Annotated in this window: 14 protein-coding genes and 2 pseudogenes; 7 read left to right on the forward strand and 9 right to left on the reverse strand. The window is 39.8% G+C overall.

The genetic code is table 11. From position 1 onward, the window contains the following. Nucleotides 1–549, reverse strand: coding sequence for an ECF-type sigma factor (locus HMJ38_RS06220; RefSeq protein ID WP_194973512.1), 549 nt, complete (start codon nucleotides 547–549; stop codon nucleotides 1–3). 643 nt (nucleotides 550–1,192) lie between these two features. On the opposite strand from HMJ38_RS06220, the gene HMJ38_RS06225 reads away from it, so the two are divergent. Further along, the gene (locus HMJ38_RS06225; protein ID WP_194973513.1) at nucleotides 1,193–1,774 is read left to right on the forward strand and encodes a hypothetical protein; all 582 of its coding nucleotides are present in this window, start codon (nucleotides 1,193–1,195) and stop codon (nucleotides 1,772–1,774) included. A gap of 133 nt (nucleotides 1,775–1,907) precedes the next feature. On the opposite strand, the gene HMJ38_RS06230 is transcribed toward HMJ38_RS06225, so the two are convergent. The 5 genes and pseudogenes from HMJ38_RS06230 to HMJ38_RS06250 all read right to left on the reverse strand — a co-directional run bounded on the left by HMJ38_RS06230 (nucleotide 1,908) and on the right by HMJ38_RS06250 (nucleotide 6,096). Beyond that, a complete protein-coding gene (locus tag HMJ38_RS06230) occupies nucleotides 1,908–2,825 on the reverse strand; it encodes a sugar phosphate isomerase/epimerase family protein (protein WP_194973514.1) in 918 nt (305 codons plus the stop codon). Nucleotides 2,826–2,929: 104 nt separating this feature from the next. Then, nucleotides 2,930–3,316: pseudogene (locus HMJ38_RS06235) on the reverse strand (GxxExxY protein). Nucleotides 3,317–3,468: 152 nt separating this feature from the next. After that, complete coding sequence (locus HMJ38_RS06240) at nucleotides 3,469–4,584, reverse strand: carbohydrate kinase family protein (protein WP_194973515.1); 1,116 nt, start codon at nucleotides 4,582–4,584, stop codon at nucleotides 3,469–3,471. A 10-nt stretch (nucleotides 4,585–4,594) separates the two neighbouring features. Continuing rightward, complete coding sequence (gene deoC / locus HMJ38_RS06245) at nucleotides 4,595–5,353, reverse strand: deoxyribose-phosphate aldolase (RefSeq protein ID WP_194973516.1); 759 nt, start codon at nucleotides 5,351–5,353, stop codon at nucleotides 4,595–4,597. Nucleotides 5,354–5,382: 29 nt separating this feature from the next. Further along, nucleotides 5,383–6,096: a GntR family transcriptional regulator gene (locus HMJ38_RS06250; RefSeq protein ID WP_194973517.1), complete on the reverse strand. Its 714-nt coding sequence runs from the start codon at nucleotides 6,094–6,096 to the stop codon at nucleotides 5,383–5,385. A 182-nt stretch (nucleotides 6,097–6,278) separates the two neighbouring features. Between HMJ38_RS06250 and HMJ38_RS06255 the strand changes: the two genes are divergently transcribed. Both HMJ38_RS06255 and HMJ38_RS06260 read left to right on the forward strand, forming a co-directional pair. Then, nucleotides 6,279–6,515: a hypothetical protein gene (locus tag HMJ38_RS06255; protein WP_194973518.1), complete on the forward strand. Its 237-nt coding sequence runs from the start codon at nucleotides 6,279–6,281 to the stop codon at nucleotides 6,513–6,515. Next, nucleotides 6,499–6,840 carry a type II toxin-antitoxin system PemK/MazF family toxin gene (locus tag HMJ38_RS06260; RefSeq protein WP_194973519.1) on the forward strand — a complete coding sequence of 114 codons (342 nt, stop codon included), beginning with the start codon at nucleotides 6,499–6,501 and terminating at the stop codon, nucleotides 6,838–6,840. Before HMJ38_RS06255 ends, HMJ38_RS06260 begins: the two co-directional genes overlap by 17 nt. Before the next feature lie 17 nt (nucleotides 6,841–6,857). Here HMJ38_RS06260 and purU read toward each other — a convergent pair whose 3' ends face one another. From purU to HMJ38_RS06275, 3 genes and pseudogenes are all read right to left on the reverse strand, one after another. After that, the gene (gene purU / locus HMJ38_RS06265; protein ID WP_194973520.1) at nucleotides 6,858–7,712 is read right to left on the reverse strand and encodes a formyltetrahydrofolate deformylase; all 855 of its coding nucleotides are present in this window, start codon (nucleotides 7,710–7,712) and stop codon (nucleotides 6,858–6,860) included. A gap of 12 nt (nucleotides 7,713–7,724) precedes the next feature. Continuing rightward, nucleotides 7,725–10,661, reverse strand: a complete 2,937-nt coding sequence (locus HMJ38_RS06270) for a DEAD/DEAH box helicase (protein WP_194973521.1) — start codon at nucleotides 10,659–10,661, stop codon at nucleotides 7,725–7,727. Between the two features lie 319 nt (nucleotides 10,662–10,980). After that, nucleotides 10,981–12,417, reverse strand: a pseudogene (locus HMJ38_RS06275) (NADP-dependent isocitrate dehydrogenase). 498 nt (nucleotides 12,418–12,915) lie between these two features. On the opposite strand from HMJ38_RS06275, the gene HMJ38_RS06280 reads away from it, so the two are divergent. The 4 genes from HMJ38_RS06280 to HMJ38_RS06295 all read left to right on the forward strand — a co-directional run bounded on the left by HMJ38_RS06280 (nucleotide 12,916) and on the right by HMJ38_RS06295 (nucleotide 18,524). Further along, complete coding sequence (locus HMJ38_RS06280) at nucleotides 12,916–13,389, forward strand: hypothetical protein (RefSeq protein WP_194973522.1); 474 nt, start codon at nucleotides 12,916–12,918, stop codon at nucleotides 13,387–13,389. A 335-nt stretch (nucleotides 13,390–13,724) separates the two neighbouring features. Further along, nucleotides 13,725–15,197: an APC family permease gene (locus HMJ38_RS06285; RefSeq protein ID WP_194973523.1), complete on the forward strand. Its 1,473-nt coding sequence runs from the start codon at nucleotides 13,725–13,727 to the stop codon at nucleotides 15,195–15,197. A gap of 158 nt (nucleotides 15,198–15,355) precedes the next feature. Further along, nucleotides 15,356–16,807 carry an aldo/keto reductase gene (locus HMJ38_RS06290; RefSeq protein ID WP_194973524.1) on the forward strand — a complete coding sequence of 484 codons (1,452 nt, stop codon included), beginning with the start codon at nucleotides 15,356–15,358 and terminating at the stop codon, nucleotides 16,805–16,807. Between the two features lie 226 nt (nucleotides 16,808–17,033). After that, the gene (locus HMJ38_RS06295) at nucleotides 17,034–18,524 is read left to right on the forward strand and encodes a S10 family peptidase (protein WP_194973525.1); all 1,491 of its coding nucleotides are present in this window, start codon (nucleotides 17,034–17,036) and stop codon (nucleotides 18,522–18,524) included. The last annotated feature ends 3 nt before the right edge of the window (nucleotides 18,525–18,527 follow it).

Consider the following 18,527-nt stretch of genomic DNA (forward strand, 5'->3'; position numbering starts at 1 on the left):
TCAATTTTTTAGTTCCTTACTTAACCATGCTTTTGCCAATCTCCAATCCCGTCTTACCGTGTCTATGGATACCTCCAACATTTCTGCGATTTCTTCATGCTTGTAACCTCCAAAAAAATGAAATTCAACTACACGACTAAGCCGTGGATTGAAATGTTTCAACCTTTTCAAAGATTCATCTAGTTCAATGACCTGCTCAGGAGTTGTCAAAACAACATGGTTTAAGGCTCCTTGTGTAAGCTGAATATAATTTCCACCCCGCTTTATTCTTTGTTTCTGCCTTGCATAATCCACCAAATACCTTCTCATTACAATCGCAGCAATTGCCATAAATTGCCCCTTATTTTCGATCATCTTTTTTTGTTGGTCCATTTTCAAATAAACTTCATGAACCAAGGCAGATGTATCGAGAGTATATGCCTGATGCTCATATCTCAACTTATTGGATGCTAGACTGCGTAATTCCTGGTAACAGTTTTGAAATTGCGACCTGAGGATACTGAATTTTTGAGGAGATCTTGAACCGGAAGTTGAAACTATGGTATTCATATCTGAAACAATGCATTTTTTTGAATGGGTATTTTTAAAAATAGTGATAAAATTTATAATACCCTAAATAACAATTGATTATCCTAGAGATAAGTAGCTTCAATGAAACCTAGCAATGAGCATATCATGTTAAAAAAAGATAGTTCTTACTTAATCAACGCCCATGTGAGTGTCTCCACTCACATCCTTAACGTTTTTCACTTTCATGATGCTTATCCTAACCCCAATTTGAGCCTCTCCACTTATTTCCATGAGTCAATATGCTTACCCCAAAAACTGCCTTAAATAATTACTACTTGTCAGAGTTGCATTGTATTTATCAGTTCAGCGAGAATATTGGTTAATTGAGAGAAATTCGAATCCTTTTATTAACGAAAAATTCACGAATATGCTATTGAAAATGATTAGATTTCTATCTAGATTTCGATAAAATCATCCGAGATTTATGAAGAAAATTCTTTATCTATTTGTCCTGATTTTTGTAAGCTAATTTCAAGTTTAACCTCTTAATTTATTAGCACCAATGGCAACCCAACATCCCCTCTCATCATGTTGATTTGCAAAATTATTTGTGTACCCCATTTCCTAAAATCGAGTTAAGTTTTCAAAACCTATCAACCTTTAAAAAACAAAAAATAAACAGATGAAAAAAGTATTTCTTACGTTGTCTTTTGCCCTATTATTTAGTGTAACACAGGTATTCTCACAAAACGCTGAGAAACCAGTTACCGCTAAATTTTTAATTGATGTAGGTTTTGATTGGGGTGGTGATGAAATCTTGCAAGTATTCTTCACCAATGGTGGTGATCAAACGATGCGGGCTGGCCAAGGTATCAACTTGGGCTTTGGCGGAGAATTGCAATTTGCCAACTTAAAGCAGTTTATGGTTCGCTCTGCCATAAGTTTAAAGTGGACTCCTACAGCAGCAGATGATGCAAACATTATGTTTTTGAGGTTCCCTGTTCACTTGACCCCATTTTGGAAAATAAATAATGACTTCAGGTTTGGGGTTGGTATTACCACTCATTTGAATCCTAAATTAAGAGGTGATGGCGTTTTCCCTGATGTATCTTATACAAGTACGACTAACCCTCGATTTGAATTTGGATACAAATGGGTTGCCTTGACTTATACACCCATGAGCTACAAGGATCAGCAGGGAGAAGTTTTCTCTGGAAATTCAGTTGGTGTTTCTTTTTCGGGTACATTTCCCAATAAGAAATAGCATCGATTCAGGAGGCAACTAGTTGTGGCCCCGGTTCGAGATGACCTCTCAAGGTTTACACTTTCCTTTGACTTTTCCCGAAAACTACATCGCCAATGTGAGTGTTTTCACTCATTTCCCTGAATCAATAAGCCTACCCCAAAAACTGCCTTAAATAATTCCTACTGGTCAGAATAGCCTTGAATTTATCTTCTTCCGTTTTTTCATAAGCTTTATCTTCTACTTCAATACAGACCGGTCCTCTGTATCCAACCGAAGTCAAAGCAGAAAAGAAATCCCTCCAATTCACATCACCCAATCCTGGCAATTTTGGAGAATGGTATTCCAATGGATGGGCCATAGTTCCTACATGGTTAAGTTTATTGCGATAAACTTTGGCGTCCTTGAGGTGGATGTGGAAAAGTTTGTCTTTGTAATCGTAGATAGGTTGAATCTCGTCCATCTGTTGCCAAACCAAATGGGAGGGATCGTAATTCAAGCCAAAGTTGTCAGAAGGAATAATGGAAAACATTTCATCCCAAATGGCAGGTGTATGCGCCAGGTTTTTTCCGCTTGGCCATTCATCGGCAGTAAAATACATGGGGCAGTTTTCGATGGCTATTTTGATGTTATGATCCTCGGCAAACTTGATGATGGCAGGCCATTTTTTGGCAAAGGTTTTCAGGTTTTCTGAAATGCTTTTGGTATGGTCAGCACCTATAAAAGTGTTGACAACTCCAAGCCCCATTTTGCTTGCTGCTTGGATGACCTTTTTGATATGGGCAAAATAGTAGTCGCTTTTTTCCTGATCGGCATCCAAAGGATTGGGATAATAGCCAAGTCCTGAGATAGAAATGCCTCTGTTTCCAACATATTCCTGGATATAGGCAATCTTGCCTTTATCCAAGTTATCCACATCAATGTGGGTGATGCCTGCGTACCTTCTTTCAGCTTTGCCCTTGGGCCAACACATGATTTCTACACATTCAAATTGGTTGGCGGCAGCAAAGTCAATGACTTCTTCAAAAGAATTTTCGGCAAGAATGGCACTTACAAATCCAAGGTTAAGCATAGGGGATATATTTAAGTATTAAATGGAACGCTGATGGCGCTGATCTTACTGATTTACACAGATTTTTATCTGTGATTATCAGCCTAATCTGCGTCATCTGCGTTCTATCGTTCATTGGTAAATATTTTTCTTTTGAACTCTGGCTTTTTTCCGAAATTGAGTAATAGACCTACTTCGATCTCAGTTGCCTTAAGATAATTGATTAATTGAAACTAATGGTCTTCACAAAGTGCTTCAGCAGCTTTTAATTCAACTATTACTTTTTCTTCAACGGCCAAATCAGCACAATAATCACCTACCAAATTACCTTCATAAAACACCTTCACCCTTCTTTGCTTTTCTACAAACAAACCCATATTCCTCAATTCTATAAACATTGCATTCTCATAGACCTTCTCCAGAAACCCAAATCCAAGGGTATTGTAAATCTTATAAAAAGCTTTGATTATTTTTTCGGTTAGGTCTTTGTGTTTGAAATTATCGTAGTTCATAGGCTTTATTAAATAGAACGCTGATGACGCAGATTTAGCAGATTTACACTGATTTAATTCTGCTATAATAAGCGCTCCTTCTAAAGTAATACTCACGTGATCCTGTTCCAAAAATTCTTAAAAAAAATCAGCGACCATCAGCCCAATCAGCGTCATCCGCGTTCCATCCACGATTCCAGATATTGGCTTAATTCGCTTAAATCAGGGCTCTTTCCATTTTGGATATAGGCCCCTGAACAGCTCATACCCAGCAAAAGCCTCTCCTCCATTTCCAAATCCAATAAGCAGGCCAAGGCATAACCTGCATTGAAATTGTCTCCGCCTCCTGTGAGAATCTTGGGTTCTGCGACTAATTTACCTTCAACTTGAACCAACCCTTTGTGAGTTACTGCAAAACTCCTGTTGACAGGATGAATCAACATACAAGCGATTGTCATGTTGTCAAATATGGCTTCGGCTTTTTCTTCCGTTGAAGAATCTTTATTACCTGGATTTTCCAAAGCCTCAAAGACGATATTCGTTTCGTTTTCATTTAGACCGAGAGTCACTTCTCCAAATTCACTATACCTGGAAATAATCTGTAGGACTTCCCTGATCTCCTCATTGGATTTTCTGGAGGGATCGCACAAGTCGAAGAAGAATTTCTTGCCAAGAGATCCATTTGGCTTTACTATTTCATCAAATAATCCTAGCCAAATATCAGAGGCATGTGGAAGATTGACCCAATCTACTGCAGCGACCAACTGACTGTCAAGATAAATTTTATTTAGGTCATCAAGACCTATTCTTTCCTTGACTTTTTCCCAATTAAAATCATCAAAAGATCCACAATCAGAAAATATCAACTTGCCATCCTGAAACTCAAATGCATCTGATTGTCCGGGATTTTCCAAACTGTGAACTTGAATATTGGAGTGCAAATCCTCGAATACAGGATAAATCTTCGGAAAACCCAAAGTGCCCAAACAATGGACCTGAAAACCGAGGGCACCCATGGCTTGTGACATGATGGGTGCGTTACCGCCTATTTTGAGCTCTTTGAGTGACAATTCTACTTGTCCACTTTTTCCGGAAAGGCCTTTGATATGGTCTGCAAATCTTGATATGTCCTTGAAAAATTGCTTCTCTGCACCGGATTTTTTGTGGATAACTCCATACAAGCTATCCACATACCCATCAAATCCAATCATGATGGATTGGTCAAGTTTAAGGTTATCAAGTTTTTTGGCCAGTTTCCCTAATCGATCATTTGCGTTTTTGGAAGCCATAAAAAATCGATTAATAGCCTACACTTTCTTTGAATTCAGGCTTATCACCGGATTCTCCGCCATATTTCTTTTTGGCATCTTCCAGAATCGTAGCAGTAGCGGTTGCCCCGATTCTAGTGACTCCCCAGGATTTTACTTTGAGCAAATCCTCCAAAGTCCTTACCCCACCGGCAGCTTTGATCTGTACTTCCGGAGCGCTGTGTTTTCGCATCAATTTCAAGTCATGTTCGGTAGCTCCTTCATAACTGTATTTACCATCGCTTCCTTTGATAAAACCGTAACCTGTGGAGGTCTTGACAAACTCTACTTTGGCCGCGCTACAGATTTCACAGAGTTTGATTTTGTGTTTGTCTTCGGTCAAGTAGTCATTCTCAAAAATCACCTTTAAGGCTGCTTTATGTTTTTTGGTAATTGCTACTATGGCTTCAATTTCCTTGCTTACATAATCCCAATCCTCTTGTAAGACTTTCCCTATGTTGACCACCATATCGATTTCTACAGCACCTTCTTGACAAGCCTTTTCGGTTTCGTAGACTTTTACTTCTGTACTGCTATTGCCATGGGGAAATCCAATCACGGTGCACACCATCACATCCGAACCTTTCAACCACTTGATGGCATCCTTGACGGCATAGGGTTTGATGCAGACTGATGCTACATCATAATGTTTAGCCAATTCACATCCTTCTTTCAGGTCTTTGTCTGTCATTGTGGGATGCAAGAGGCTATGATCAATCATTTTGGCGAGCTCTTTGACTTCTTTTAGCATAATTTCGATTATTAAATTTTTGAATATTTCTATTGAAAATAACTCCCGATAACATAGGAATCGGTATTGAAAAACAAGGAACTGTAAATAAAAAAATCCTTTCGTGAAGTCCCATATTTTCGGTAAGTATGAAGGATGGGTTCTCCTATCTCGGTTTCGAGAAAAGCTGCCAATTCTTCGTCAGCCTTGACTGCCCTTACTTCCTGATCCATTGAAATGATTTCGATATCAAAATTCAAAGCAAGAGTAGTGAACAAAGAATCATTGACAAGTTTCGCTTCTGCAAATTTTGGAAGGTTCATATTCGGTATATAGGTATACTCCAACATAATGGGTGATTGATTGATCAGTCTAAGCCGATGCAGGAAATAGCAACCGACTTTCGATTCTGCTTCTGAAAGGGTATAGAAAAAATCATCCGACCAATTTTGAAGAACAGGCCCTTCCAAAATCTGATTGTTGACTTTGTCATCCGTATGGCTGATTACCTCAGAAAAACCTTTGAAGGACAAAAGCCCCAAACGTTTTTTCTTAAGATTAACAATGCTGCCTTTGCCCTTTCTTTTGATGATATAGCCATCATCTTCCATTTTTTGAAGCGCCTGTCTGACGGTGGCCCTGGTCATGTCATGTTCGGACGATAGCACATTTTCAGATGGAAGTAAATCCCCTTCCTTATAAACGCCTTGGATGATCTGTGATTTGAGCAGCTGTTGTAATTCCCTGTATTTGAAGGTTTCCATTACCAAAAATAAGAATCCCAACTTGTATATACAAGTTGGGATTCATTGAATATTATAATTTATGCAGTCAACACCGCACCACTATTCTACATCTAAAAGCGAAACACCAGTATAGAAAGCTTGTCCCAATTAAACTTTTTTCACGTATATTGGTATATACTTTTGGTAATACGAACAGTAATATGAAAACACTTTCACTAAAATTGGATGAAGGGATCTTCGAGGAGACCGAAAAGATTGTGTCGGAAAATGGGATTCCGCGAAATAGGTATATCAATGAGGCGCTAAGGTTTTACAACCGAGTCCAAAAACGCAAAAAACTTGCGAAGGACTTTGCAATCGCATCAAAGATGGTCAAAAACTCATCGATGTTGGTCAATAAGGAAATGGATAAGTTGATCGATGAAGGCGCAATTTGACATTTGGCTTGCCAACCTAAATCCTTCAAAAGGAACTGAACCTGGAAAAATCCGACCTGTTGTTATCATCCAATCAGATCTACTGAACAAGGTCGGGCATCCCTCAACGCTCGCCTGCCCCATCACAAGTCAGCTTTCGGAAGAAAAGAATGTGCTGCGGGTGAAACTCGATACCGTCGGAACAGGACTGGAACAGGATTCGGAAGTATTAATCGACCAAATCCGGGCTTTGGATAATCAACGGTTGCTTCAGCGCCTTGGCAAAATCGGAGCGGATCAATCGGAAGAGCTGTTGTGGAGGCTGAAGGCGATTCTGGATATTTAGCTGATCATTGGGATGAATCAATAAAATATCACAGTTTTGTTTCCATAAGCCAGCACCTTCCTTTCCAGATGGTATTTGATGGCTTTTGACAATACCACTTTTTCCACATCCTGACCTATTTGGACCAAATCCGAAGGTAAGTTATGGTGCCGTACTCTGGCGATATCCTGTTCAATGATAGGTCCTGCATCCAATTCTTCTGTGACATAATGGGCAGTGGCCCCTATGATTTTGACACCTCTTTCATAGGCGGCATGATAGGGTTTAGCACCTACAAAGGCGGGAAGGAAAGAGTGATGGATATTGATGATTTTGTTGGGATAATTACGGATAAAATCACCACTGAGAATCTGCATGTATCGGGCCAATACCACAAAATCTACCCTGAATTCATTGAGCAATTCCAATTGTCTCTCTTCAACCAGATCTTTATTGGACTTGTCCATGGGAAGGTAATAAAATGGAATACCAAATGCCTCTACGACTTTCTTATGGTCAGGATGATTTGAAATGACCAAAGGTATCTCGACCTCAAACTGTGCAGAATAGAATTTGCTCAAAATATCGATCAGACAATGGGACAACTTGGAAACCATGATGGCCATCCTTGGTTTTCTGAAATTGAAATAGAGTTCAAATTCCATTTCAAACATCTTGGCTACTTTAGCCTCGAAAATAGGTTCTATTTCCTCTTTCTTTAGGGCAAAGCTGTCCAATTCCCATGCAGCCCTCATAAAAAACATCCCGATTTCCTCATCCACATGCTGGTCAATTTCCAAAATATTGCCATGATAAGAAAATAGGAATTCCGATACTGCTGCCACAATACCTTTTTGATCCTTGCAACGGATCATCAAAATTGCTTTTTTCATTTTTTAAAAATATTAGGTTAACAATGCTTCTATATCTTCTTTGTCCAAGGTCTTCATAAAGCTTTCCTCGGTACTGATGAGCTCTCCGGCCAAGGCCATTTTTCTTTGCTGAAGTGCCATGATTTTTTCTTCAACAGTATCCTTGGTGATGAATTTATAGATGATGACTTTGTTTTCCTGACCGATTCGGTGGGCCCTGTCTATGGCTTGGGCTTCCACGGCAGGATTCCACCAAGGATCCAGCAAAAAGACATATTCGGCTTTGGTCAGATTGAGGCCAACACCGCCTGCTTTTAGGGAAATCAGGAAAATCTTTACTTCATCATTTTCCTGAAAAGTAGTGACCTGCTTTTGTCTGTCTTTGGTGGTCCCGTCAAGATAAGCATATTTCATGTTTTCCTGATCGAGATATTCTTTTACAATAGCCAAATGACGGACAAATTGACTGAAGACCAATACCTTGTGTCCTTCACTTGCAGTGGCATGCAACATGTGGATAACATCTTCGAGCTTGCCTGAATCTCCTTCATATTCCTTGTCAGTCAACTTGGGGTGATTGGCAATTTGTCGCAATTGGGTCAGTCCTCTTAACAGCATAAACTGCTGATTTTTCATCCCGGGAACACCCAAATCTTTTACTATTTTCTCTCTGTAATAACCTTTCACCTCTTCATAGGCCTTTTCCTGATCAGAGGTCATGGTTGAGTATTTGATATTGACTACTTTTTCAGGAAGGTCAGTTGCAACTTGGGACTTTAACCTTCGCAGAATGAAGGGCTTGATCATGGCATTCAGCTTAATGGCTTTGTCCATATCATTCTTTTTTTCTATAGGTAGTAAGAACTGTTTTTTAAACATGTTCTGATTTCCCAATAGCCCCCGGTTGATGAAATTCATCTGTGACCACAAATCCATGGTTCCGTTTTCAACAGGTGTACCTGTCAAAATCAGACGATGACGGCAATTGAGTTCATTCACGGCTTTCGCAATGATGCTTCCCGGGTTTTTAATGGCTTGGGATTCATCTAATATAATATAATTGAAATAGAAATCTTTTAAGATATCCACATCCATTCTTGTAATGCCATAGGAGCTCAAAACAAGATCATATTTGGCAAATTGTGTATTGTCTTTAAGCCTCTGTGTTCCGGTATAGGTTAGGATTTTAAGTTTTGGAGTGAATTTTCTGGCTTCCAATTCCCAGTTGTAGATAAGGGAAGTAGGCATGACCAATAGCGAAGTGGCTTCTGGATTTGTCTCTTTTTCATGAGCCAATAATGCCAAGGTCTGAACAGTTTTCCCCAATCCCATATCATCAGCGAGACATCCCCCAAACCGGTATTCACTCAAAAATCTCAACCAATTATAACCTGCTTTTTGATAAGGTCGAAGAGTGCCCTTGAAAGTAACTGGCAATTCATAATCTTCAATACTTGAAAAATCCCTGAGTTTTTCCAGTTTTCTACTAAGGGTCAGTTGGACAAGGTTTCCGTTTTGAAGTTCTTGTGCCAAAGCAATATGGTGCTTTTTGAGTACCAGGACATGTTCTTCATTTTCTTTTTCCTGATCTTCCAAAAATGCAAAAATCTCAGAGTAATTGACAAACCATGAATCCGGAATTACGGCGATTTCACCGTTGGGCAATTCAAATTCGGTTTTACCCAAAAGCAACATTTTTCTGATTTTTTGGAACGGGATCTTATAAGGTCCAAACTGAATGATTGCATGTACATCAAACCAGTCAATGTTTTCCTTAACCTCTACCGAAATGTGCGCACGTCCTATAAAGTATCGTTTGCCCTTCATATTGGTCCCCTGCTGTATTCGGATACCCATATTTTCCATTGATTCTTTATGGGTATTTATCCAATCGAACGCTTTTGATTTGGCTAAGGAATACCGTGCTGTTCTCACAGGCAAACCCATATCTTTCAAATAATCTCCGTAAGATTTTTCTTTATCAAGGTCTCGAATTACTTTGTGAAAAATATAATTGTCTTCAATTTGTTCCAATTCTACATTGTTGGCAGTTTTATCCTCTGCCCTAAAGGCATATTCCCCGTATTGGAACTGAAGATCAAATACTATCTTATCTTCTTCCTCTTCATTTTCGAGGTTATTACCAAACAGATCTACTTTGGGATTGGACGGAAGGTCACTCAGACTGAGTACAGGATTTGGTTTTGATCTTTCCACTTTGATGTCAAAGCCTTTCGCATATACATCAAAAGAAGAAACCAATTGGGTTACAAATTTTTCATAGTATTGTTTTTCCACTTTCCGAGGAATGACGATGAATTTTTTGTTTAGAAAAGGCTTTAGTTTTTTTCCATCGACTCCTTTTTCAAAGCTGTACAATTGATAATTCACAACAAGCCATGCAGGTTCGTGGCAGATCAAAAAACCGTTTTTATACTGCCATTCTAATCGTTCTCCCTGATATTTGATGGTAGGGAAATAATGGGTATTTTCTTCATTTCTTCTAAAATGAAATAGAACGGATGCTTTTTCAGGCATGATTTCGATTTCCCTCCAAATGGGATTTCCATCATTCCCCATTTCGAAAAAACGTTTCCCACTCATTTTATCGAGAATTTTGGCACGGAGGGCCTCTAGTTTCAATTCAATTAACTGCTGGAATTCTTTGTTTCCCGTATTTTCATCATAGATTTTCCGGAGGTATTCTTTTGGTTTGAGTTTTTTGATATTAAATTTTTTGACTACTGCATCCTGCTGCATTTCATCCATCCATCGGATCAGCTGGAAATCGGTTTCATCCAAACCGGAGGCGAACTCAGGGGCGTTTACATGGGAAATATTTTGATGGGCATAGGACAGCCTTCCTTTTTCATCCAACTGTACTACAAAGGATTCAAAAAGCAATCCCAGGAATTCATGGCTGAATAAAGAATAGATAATCTCAAATGGCTGTTCTGCTGATACTTTCATAGGGACAGATTGATGTCAAACGGAGCAAATCCGTCAACCAAACTCATTTTTGCTAAATAAAACAGTTCGAAAAATAAGGAATTAATTTGGATTGAAAAAGTCATATATGTTGAATGTCCAACAGTTATTTTTTTTAAGATGTGGTACTATTATTTCAAAGCACTTAAAAAAATCATAAAAACCACTCGCTTCAGCTACCAGGTTTATTCAATTAAAAAGTGTAAGGCTATCTGAGTGGAATGGTTTTTCAACCTACTAAAAGAGGTGGATGCTTTCCACCCTCTTATAGTAGGTTGCAATTATGGTTTATGAGATTTGATTATTGACCTTGCCCCAAAGAGAAACCTTGTACGCCGTCAAAGAAATATAGGTTTTCTGTTTTGATGACATCGATGTCTAATTGGGAAGCCCTTGTCAATAGCTCGATAATATCGGCTTTGGAAAAAGATCCACCCTCTTTTGGTTTGAATCTACATCTCCAATGGTCTGTGCAGAATGTTTCTTCAAATCCTTCCGGCCAAACTTTGATTCCCCTATTGGTAATCATGGAGAGTTTGATGTCTGAGAAATTCATTTTCTGGACAATGCCTGCAATCTCTTCCGCACTCGTCCCATTCTAGTGGACAAATACATCAACTCCTACCAATTCTTTTTTGGCCGGTTGTTTTTTCTTGTACTTTGGTAAGACCATGGGAATGTTTTTGTCATAGTGAACTGCCGGAAAAACCTCTGGTTTCTGACCCAATCTGTCAATCACTGCCGCAGCAAATTCCTTGGTTCCAACTTTCTCTTTGCTTACTCCTTCTTTAAAAACATCATAGGTATGGATTCCGTCCTCTATGGTTTTGAGCCAGGCATTTTGTACTTTTTCGGCTACATCTGACTGCCCTATATGGTTTAGCATCATAATAGCCCCTTGAAGAAGTCCCGAGGGATTTGCAATGTTTTGGCCGGCCCTGCGCGGGGCTGAACCATGAATCGCTTCAAACATGGCACATTCCTCTCCGATATTTGCCGATCCTGCCAATCCTACCGAACCTGTGATCTGTGCTGCTACATCAGACAAAACATCCCCATAGAGGTTGGGCATGACCAATACGTCAAATGCTTCCGGGCTATCCGCCAACTTGGCCGCACCGATATCAATGATCCAATGTTCGTTTTCTATTTCAGGATATTCTTTAGCGATTTCATCAAAAACTTTATGAAAAAGCCCATCAGTCTGCTTCATGATATTGTCTTTGGTGAAGCAGGTCACTTTTTTCCTGTTCTGTTGTTTGGCATATTCAAAGGCATACCTTACAATTTTTTCACAACCCGGACGACTGATGAGTTTGAGGCACTGTATTACCTCATCTGTTTGCTGATGCTCGATCCCTGCATACAGGTCTTCCTCATTTTCCCTGACGATCACCACATCCATGACAGGGTGCTTGGTAGACACAAAAGGATGCAAACTTCTGCAAGGTCTTACATTGGAATAGAGTCCCAAAAATTTTCTTGTAGTGACATTCAGACTTTTATATCCGCCACCTTGAGGCGTGGTAATCGGAGCCTTCAAAAAAATCTTGTTTCTCCTGATGATATCCCATGAGGAATTTGCTATTCCCGAGGTATTGCCCGACAGGTAAACTTTCTCTCCTACCTCGATCTCTTCAATTTCAATTTTGGCCCCTGCTGCTAAGATAATTTCCAGGGTGGCATCCATTATTTCAGGTCCAATTCCATCGCCTTTGGCTACTGTGATTTTTTTCATATGAAGGTTTTGATTTGGTTCGATCAAAATTCTCAGAAAAATCACATAAATAAAAATATATGTTTATAATGTATATTATAAAAGTAATTAATGATTTTGTGTTTTTTTCCATTTTCTCTGGAGCTCTCGGTAGTGAATAATTTTATTATTCTTGATTCCTTTCTTCCGCTAAAAAAATTCTAAACTTCTATCCCCCGTCTGGGTGTAAAAAATGCGTTTGAATGGGTGGAGTTTCCAACTCTGCCCTATTTTGATCCGGGAATTGAAATCCCAATTTTAACAAGTTCAACCCATTAAAATTCTATCTCCCAATTCGAAGCAATTTGTGTAACCATTTGGAAAAAAGAGAAGATTGGATTTTCCAAGACCGTTTAAACACTACCATTTTTCATGGGTCAGGTAATGTAGAGGCGAATTTAATCTTTAACATAAAGATAATACGGTAGGTGTTCGGTTTGCCTATTGCAGGATTATATTGCGTCGGATTATATAACCACAATGATGAAAAAATTAACTGTTTTAATGCTTTGCTTATTTTTTGTCCATAGTCTATCTGCCCAAGACCAACAAGCCATTAGAATAACAAATCAGACTACCCAAAAGGAGTTTCTCATTAAAGAAAATAAGAGAATACTGGTGGAAACAACTGACGGGGAAAAGTATTCCGGCCGATTTAGCATTTCAAATAATACGCTTATCATTGATAATAAAACGCTCGATATAGCCGATATTCAATATTTGAAGCGCAATACGCTTTTAACTTCTACGCTTACCACCGGCTTGCTTGTCTATGGTGGAGCAATTACGGCAGGTTTTGGGGCAATTATCGGTGTTTTTGGTAATCCAGCCGGCTTTTTTTTGTTTATACCTGCTGCAGGAATGATTTATGCGGGAATTAAATCGCCAAATTTTCACAAAAAATACAAAACGGAAAAGGACTGGACATTCGAGACAGAAACCTTGTCTCAATAAAAGCCTTTAGAGATGTTTTATTAAAGTGTCTGCTTCTAGAATAGGGAGGTCAAAATTTCAATCCTTTTTCTCTCGTATTCACCACAAGGGATATTTCTCTAAACCTTCCTTCATTTCTTCCGCTGAAAAAATTTCCAAACCTCTATGCAAAAAAAAACATAGGATAGAAGAAATGAAAGCATCAAAAAGGTGATTGCCTACATCTTGGAAAATATTCTGTAGGGTGATGCTACAAAATTCAATTTATAGTCTTAAGATTCGCTCAAGAAAAGCTTAATTTGCTTTTAACTAGTGTTTGTTTTCGATTTTGTAGTGATGCATATATTCTTATTTCCATGAGCAACCCCGCACTTACCCGACAATTGGGATTGATGGGCTTGGTAGCTACAGGGGTCTGTTCCATGTTGGGGGCATCGATCAATGTGGTCCCTTTTATGATCCAAAGACATGTTCCCGGAATTGGTCCCTATGTTTTGTATGCGTTTATTTTTGCTGCCATTCCGGCTTTGTTGGCCGCGATGGCTTATGCAATCTTAGCCACCGCAATGCCTCGGGCTGGTGGAAGCTACATTTATGCCAGTAGGGGATTAAACCCCTATTTGGGTTTTGTGGCCAGTTTTTCCCAATGGTTTGGTTTGTCCATTGTCATAGGGGTGGTGGCTTATGTAACGATTCCGTTTTTCAGGGACATTGCAACAGCACTATCTTTTGAAGGCCTTGCCATCATCTTGGATTCAGGCCTTGTGCGGGTAAGTCTTGCGCTATTGCTGGTTTGGATTTTTGTTTATGTCAATATCAGGGGAGCAAAATTGTATGAAAAGACGGTCATTCCTTTGATGATCCTGATGTTTTTGCTTGGTGGGATAGTGATTGTAGCAGGATTCAGTTTTACGCATGAAGATTTCTTTTCAGCCATATTGGAAAGAGAAGGCTCTATTGTTTCCAACTTTCCAACTTCCGACTTCCAACTTTCCAACTTCCTTTCAGCTTCAGCTATTCTTTTTGCAAGTTTCATTGGTTTTGACAGTATTGCCCAAGCTGGTGGAGAGGCAAAGAACCCGACAAAGAAAATTCCCTTAGCTATAGGATTGACTATCTTGATAGTGGGCGGATATTATATGTTGTTTACAGGGGCTGTTTACCAGGCAGTTCCTTGGAATTTTATAGCAGAAGAATCACTTAAAAAAGACATCACCGCTCCGGGGATGATGAGTTATTTGCTTCCTCCGGGTTTGACTGTTGCCATTGTTGCAGGAGCAGCCATCGCATTGATCAACGATTTGCCTGCCATGTTGCTTTCGGTTTCAAGATTGATGTTTGCCTGGGCCGAAGATGGCATTTTCCCAAAAACAATTACAAAAATCCACCCTTCTTTTCACACACCATATTCGGCAATTATACTGAGTGGGGCCATGGCAAGTGTGGGGATTTTGGGCAGTCATTTTGCCGGTGATTTCTTTTTGGGAATTGACATCATGGTAACTTCTATGATGGTCAATTTTCTCCTAATGTGCATAACTTTGCTGAGCATAGATAAAATCAACCCAAGCCTATCCAGCAAAATCACTTTGGTGAAAAATCAGTCATTGAGAAAAGCTATTGGGTGGCTTGGAACATTTGTTTTAACCTTTTTTCTAGTTATCCACACTTGGAAAGACCTGAATACCGAAGCAGCCGCTTGGTATTTTCACTCCACGCCGATTTGGTTGATCGTCATGGCTATTGCATCCATGATATTCTATTTTAAATTTACCCAAATGAAGAAAAAGGGGATTGATGTCAAATCGCTTTTTTCCAGATTGCCTTGATAAAACACCTATGACGAATTTATAAATGGATGCTTTTGAACTACAAAAAACATTCTAGTCTATAAAAAACTTTGCCTTGTCACCTCGACTTCAGGAGAGGTCTGCTACCTTTCTTGATGACATTTCCTTTCTATAAATGCGAAATTTAAAAACTACCTATGACTAATTTATACACTGAACTAGCCCTAGACCTTAGAATCTCAAAAGTACTGACCGGACTTTGGCAGATTGCGGATATGGAGAAAGACGGGAACATGCTTGATCCGAATATCACATCGTTGGAAATGGCGCCATATGTGGAAGCCGGATTGACTACTTTTGATATGGCAGACCATTATGGATCGGCGGAAATTATAGCAGGCACATTTTTTAACCGTCATCCTTTAGGCAAAAAAGCACAGCTCCTGACCAAATGGGTACCGAAACCAGGAAAATCAAGCAAAGAAGCAACCCGGGAGGCCATTCAATTATCCTTGGATAGACTAAAGGTTGAAAAAATTGATTTGTTGCAGTTTCATGCTTGGTCTTATCCGGATGCCACTTGGTTGGATCAGCTTTTTTGGCTTGCCGAATTGAAAGAAGAAGGGCTTATCAAGCATATTGGGCTGACGAATTTTGATGCTGCACATCTCAGAGTAGTATGTGCCAGTGGCATTCCTGTGGTTTCCAATCAAGTCTGTCATTCTTTGATTGACCAAAGGGCTTCAGGGGAAATGGCCCAAGTCTGTAAAGAATATGGGGTGAAGATTTTGGCTTTTGGGACTTTGGCAGGCGGGTTCTTATCAGACAAATGGTTGGGAAAAGCAGAACCTTCTATTGAAAGTGGCGCTACTTGGTCACAGATGAAATACAAAAGATTTATAGATGTAGCCAGAGGTTGGGAAATGTTTCAGCACCTGCTGGAAAATGTGGATAAAGTGGCAAAAAAGCATCAAGTCTCTATTGCCAATGTGGCTACCAAGTACATCATGGAACAAGATTATGTTGGGGGTGTAATTATCGGAGCAAGATTGGGTCAAAGTATTCATATTGAGGACACTAAGCAATTGTTTTCATTTGAATTGGACGATGTGGATAAGTCAGTTATCCACAATGCACAATCCCAATTATTTCCTGTTCCAGGTGACTGTGGCGATGAATACCGGAAGCCTCCTTTTTTGACTGCATCGGGGGACCTTAGTCATCACCTGGAAGAGCTTCCCAAACCATATAAGGTTAAGAATGGAGCTCATGGAAGTTTACAAGTATTCAGCGGGACGGTTTGGGAAGGTATGGCCGGTTACAGCCGTGCAACAAGAAGAGGAAACAGGATTTCTGTATCGGGGACCACCGCAACTCATGGTTCCAAAATGATCGGAGGAACAGATGCAGCTGCTCAAGCCCATTTTGTGTTCGATAAGATCGAGGCAGCTATTATTTCTTTGGGAGGTAAAATGGAGGATGTCATTCGGACGAGGATATTTGTTAACAACATCAAGGATTGGGAACCTGTTGCCCGTGCCCACGGACAGCGCTTTGCCCATATTCAACCTGCTAATACATTGGTTGAGGCAAAATTGGTAGGTGAGGGGTATTTGGTGGAGATTGAAGCAGAAGCGGAGGTATTGTAACTGTCGGAAATCAACATTAATTATAAATCCAAAAGAAATTGGACCATTTTCGGAATTGATTTAAGAACCTCAAAAGTGGCAAAAGAAGACAAAAGTTTATCAATTTCTTTTGTTCACTTTTCTTTCTTTTGTGGTTCCAAAAATTTCTTGTGATTCAAGCACGATGGAATAATTTTAAAGGACCATGTTTGTTAAGTTTAAATTTAAGTTGTAAAAAATAAGCATCATGAAATCAATCTGTTTTAGCCTAATACTGTTCGTTTGTTATACTTCGGTTTTTGCTCAGGAAAGTGAAAAACCGATCCCGGATCCTGTGGTTTTTGAAACTAGCCATCAGGGGACCTTTCATGGGAAAAGTATCAGCTATAAAGCGATTGCAGGGGAGACTTATCTGAAAAACAGCGATGGTGAACCAACTGCCGCCATTTGGTCCACAGCCTATATCAAAGAAGAACCCGATGCTTTCAAAAGGCCGGTAACTTTTATATTCAATGGTGGCCCGGGTTCCGCCTCGGTTTGGTTGCATATGGGAGTTTTTGGCCCAAGAGTGGTTCAGGTAGATTCAGATGCGAAAGAAGACGATGGTGGTGCCCCTTATAAAGTTATCAACAATGATTTGGCCTTGTTGGACATCACGGATTTGGTCTTTATAGACCCCGTTGGGACAGGTTATAGTCAAGTAATTGGTAAGGGTAAAGTTGAAGATTTTTGGGGTTTAAAAGAAGATGCCAACTCCATTGCCCAATTTATGAGAATGTGGATAACTCAACATCAGCGCTGGCAATCACCCAAATATATTGCTGGAGAAAGCTTTGGTACCACGAGGGCGGGGGCAGTTACCGCTGCATTGGAAGGCGGTGGACAAACCATGGCTTTGAACGGATTGATATTGATTTCACAGGCTTTGGATTACCAAGGCTCGACTTCAGCGCATGACAACATCGCTTCCTATTTCACCTACTTTCCAACCATGGCAGCTACTGCTTGGTACCATGGTAAAGCCGGACAGGGCAAAGATTTAAAGGATTTTGTGCAGGAAGCGAGGGAGTTTGCTTACAATGATTATTTGGCCGCTTTGTATAAAGGGAATCAGTTATCCACAGAGGAAAAGAAGAAGATCGCAGAAAAAATCGCCTATTTTCTGGGTCTGGATTCTCAATATGTACTTTTGTCTGATAATCGCATTCTGACCTCTAGATTTAAAAAAGAACTGTTAAGAAAAGAAGGTAAAACCATTGGGACCTTAGACAGTAGGTATTTGGGAGTAGAAGGAGATCAGGCCGCAGATAGGCCGACTTTGGGGGATGCATCGAGTTATGCGATAGATGCAGCCTATACCGCATCGTTACAGGATTATTTTGCGAGGACTTTGAAAGTAAAAATGGATAGGCCCTACCTGACTTCCAATAATAAGATTTATGGAAAGTGGAACTGGAAACCGGTACCTGATGGGGCAGGTTGGGAACCATCCTATGTGAATGTCGCCCGAGGTTTGGGGGAATCCATGAGGAGAAACAAGGACTTAAAGATTATGGTCGCCAATGGCTATTATGATCTGATTACTCCCTTTTTGGATGCTGAATATACTTTTGCCCGGCATGACATTCCGATGGAAAGGGTGCAAATGTTTTATTATGAAGGCGGACATATGATGTACAATCATAGACCGGATTTTGAGAAGTTGGTAGAGGATATCAGGGGTTTTATGGGGAGGTAGGTT

This window comes from Aquiflexum lacus (assembly GCF_015476655.1).
GTDB classification, from domain to species: domain Bacteria; phylum Bacteroidota; class Bacteroidia; order Cytophagales; family Cyclobacteriaceae; genus Aquiflexum; species Aquiflexum lacus.

Excerpts from the sequence above, each read along its gene's own strand:
- HMJ38_RS06220 (WP_194973512.1), bottom strand. The coding sequence starts at position 549 with ATGAATACCATAGTTTCAACTTCCGGTTCAAGATCTCCTCAAAAATTC.
- HMJ38_RS06225 (WP_194973513.1), top strand. The coding sequence starts at position 1,193 with ATGAAAAAAGTATTTCTTACGTTGTCTTTTGCCCTATTATTTAGTGTA.
- HMJ38_RS06230 (WP_194973514.1), bottom strand. The coding sequence starts at position 2,825 with ATGCTTAACCTTGGATTTGTAAGTGCCATTCTTGCCGAAAATTCTTTT.
- HMJ38_RS06240 (WP_194973515.1), bottom strand. The coding sequence starts at position 4,584 with ATGGCTTCCAAAAACGCAAATGATCGATTAGGGAAACTGGCCAAAAAA.
- deoC (WP_194973516.1), bottom strand. The coding sequence starts at position 5,353 with ATGCTAAAAGAAGTCAAAGAGCTCGCCAAAATGATTGATCATAGCCTC.
- HMJ38_RS06250 (WP_194973517.1), bottom strand. The coding sequence starts at position 6,096 with ATGGAAACCTTCAAATACAGGGAATTACAACAGCTGCTCAAATCACAG.
- HMJ38_RS06255 (WP_194973518.1), top strand. The coding sequence starts at position 6,279 with ATGAAAACACTTTCACTAAAATTGGATGAAGGGATCTTCGAGGAGACC.
- HMJ38_RS06260 (WP_194973519.1), top strand. The coding sequence starts at position 6,499 with ATGAAGGCGCAATTTGACATTTGGCTTGCCAACCTAAATCCTTCAAAA.
- purU (WP_194973520.1), bottom strand. The coding sequence starts at position 7,712 with ATGAAAAAAGCAATTTTGATGATCCGTTGCAAGGATCAAAAAGGTATT.
- HMJ38_RS06270 (WP_194973521.1), bottom strand. The coding sequence starts at position 10,661 with ATGAAAGTATCAGCAGAACAGCCATTTGAGATTATCTATTCTTTATTC.
- HMJ38_RS06280 (WP_194973522.1), top strand. The coding sequence starts at position 12,916 with ATGATGAAAAAATTAACTGTTTTAATGCTTTGCTTATTTTTTGTCCAT.
- HMJ38_RS06285 (WP_194973523.1), top strand. The coding sequence starts at position 13,725 with ATGAGCAACCCCGCACTTACCCGACAATTGGGATTGATGGGCTTGGTA.
- HMJ38_RS06290 (WP_194973524.1), top strand. The coding sequence starts at position 15,356 with ATGACTAATTTATACACTGAACTAGCCCTAGACCTTAGAATCTCAAAA.
- HMJ38_RS06295 (WP_194973525.1), top strand. The coding sequence starts at position 17,034 with ATGAAATCAATCTGTTTTAGCCTAATACTGTTCGTTTGTTATACTTCG.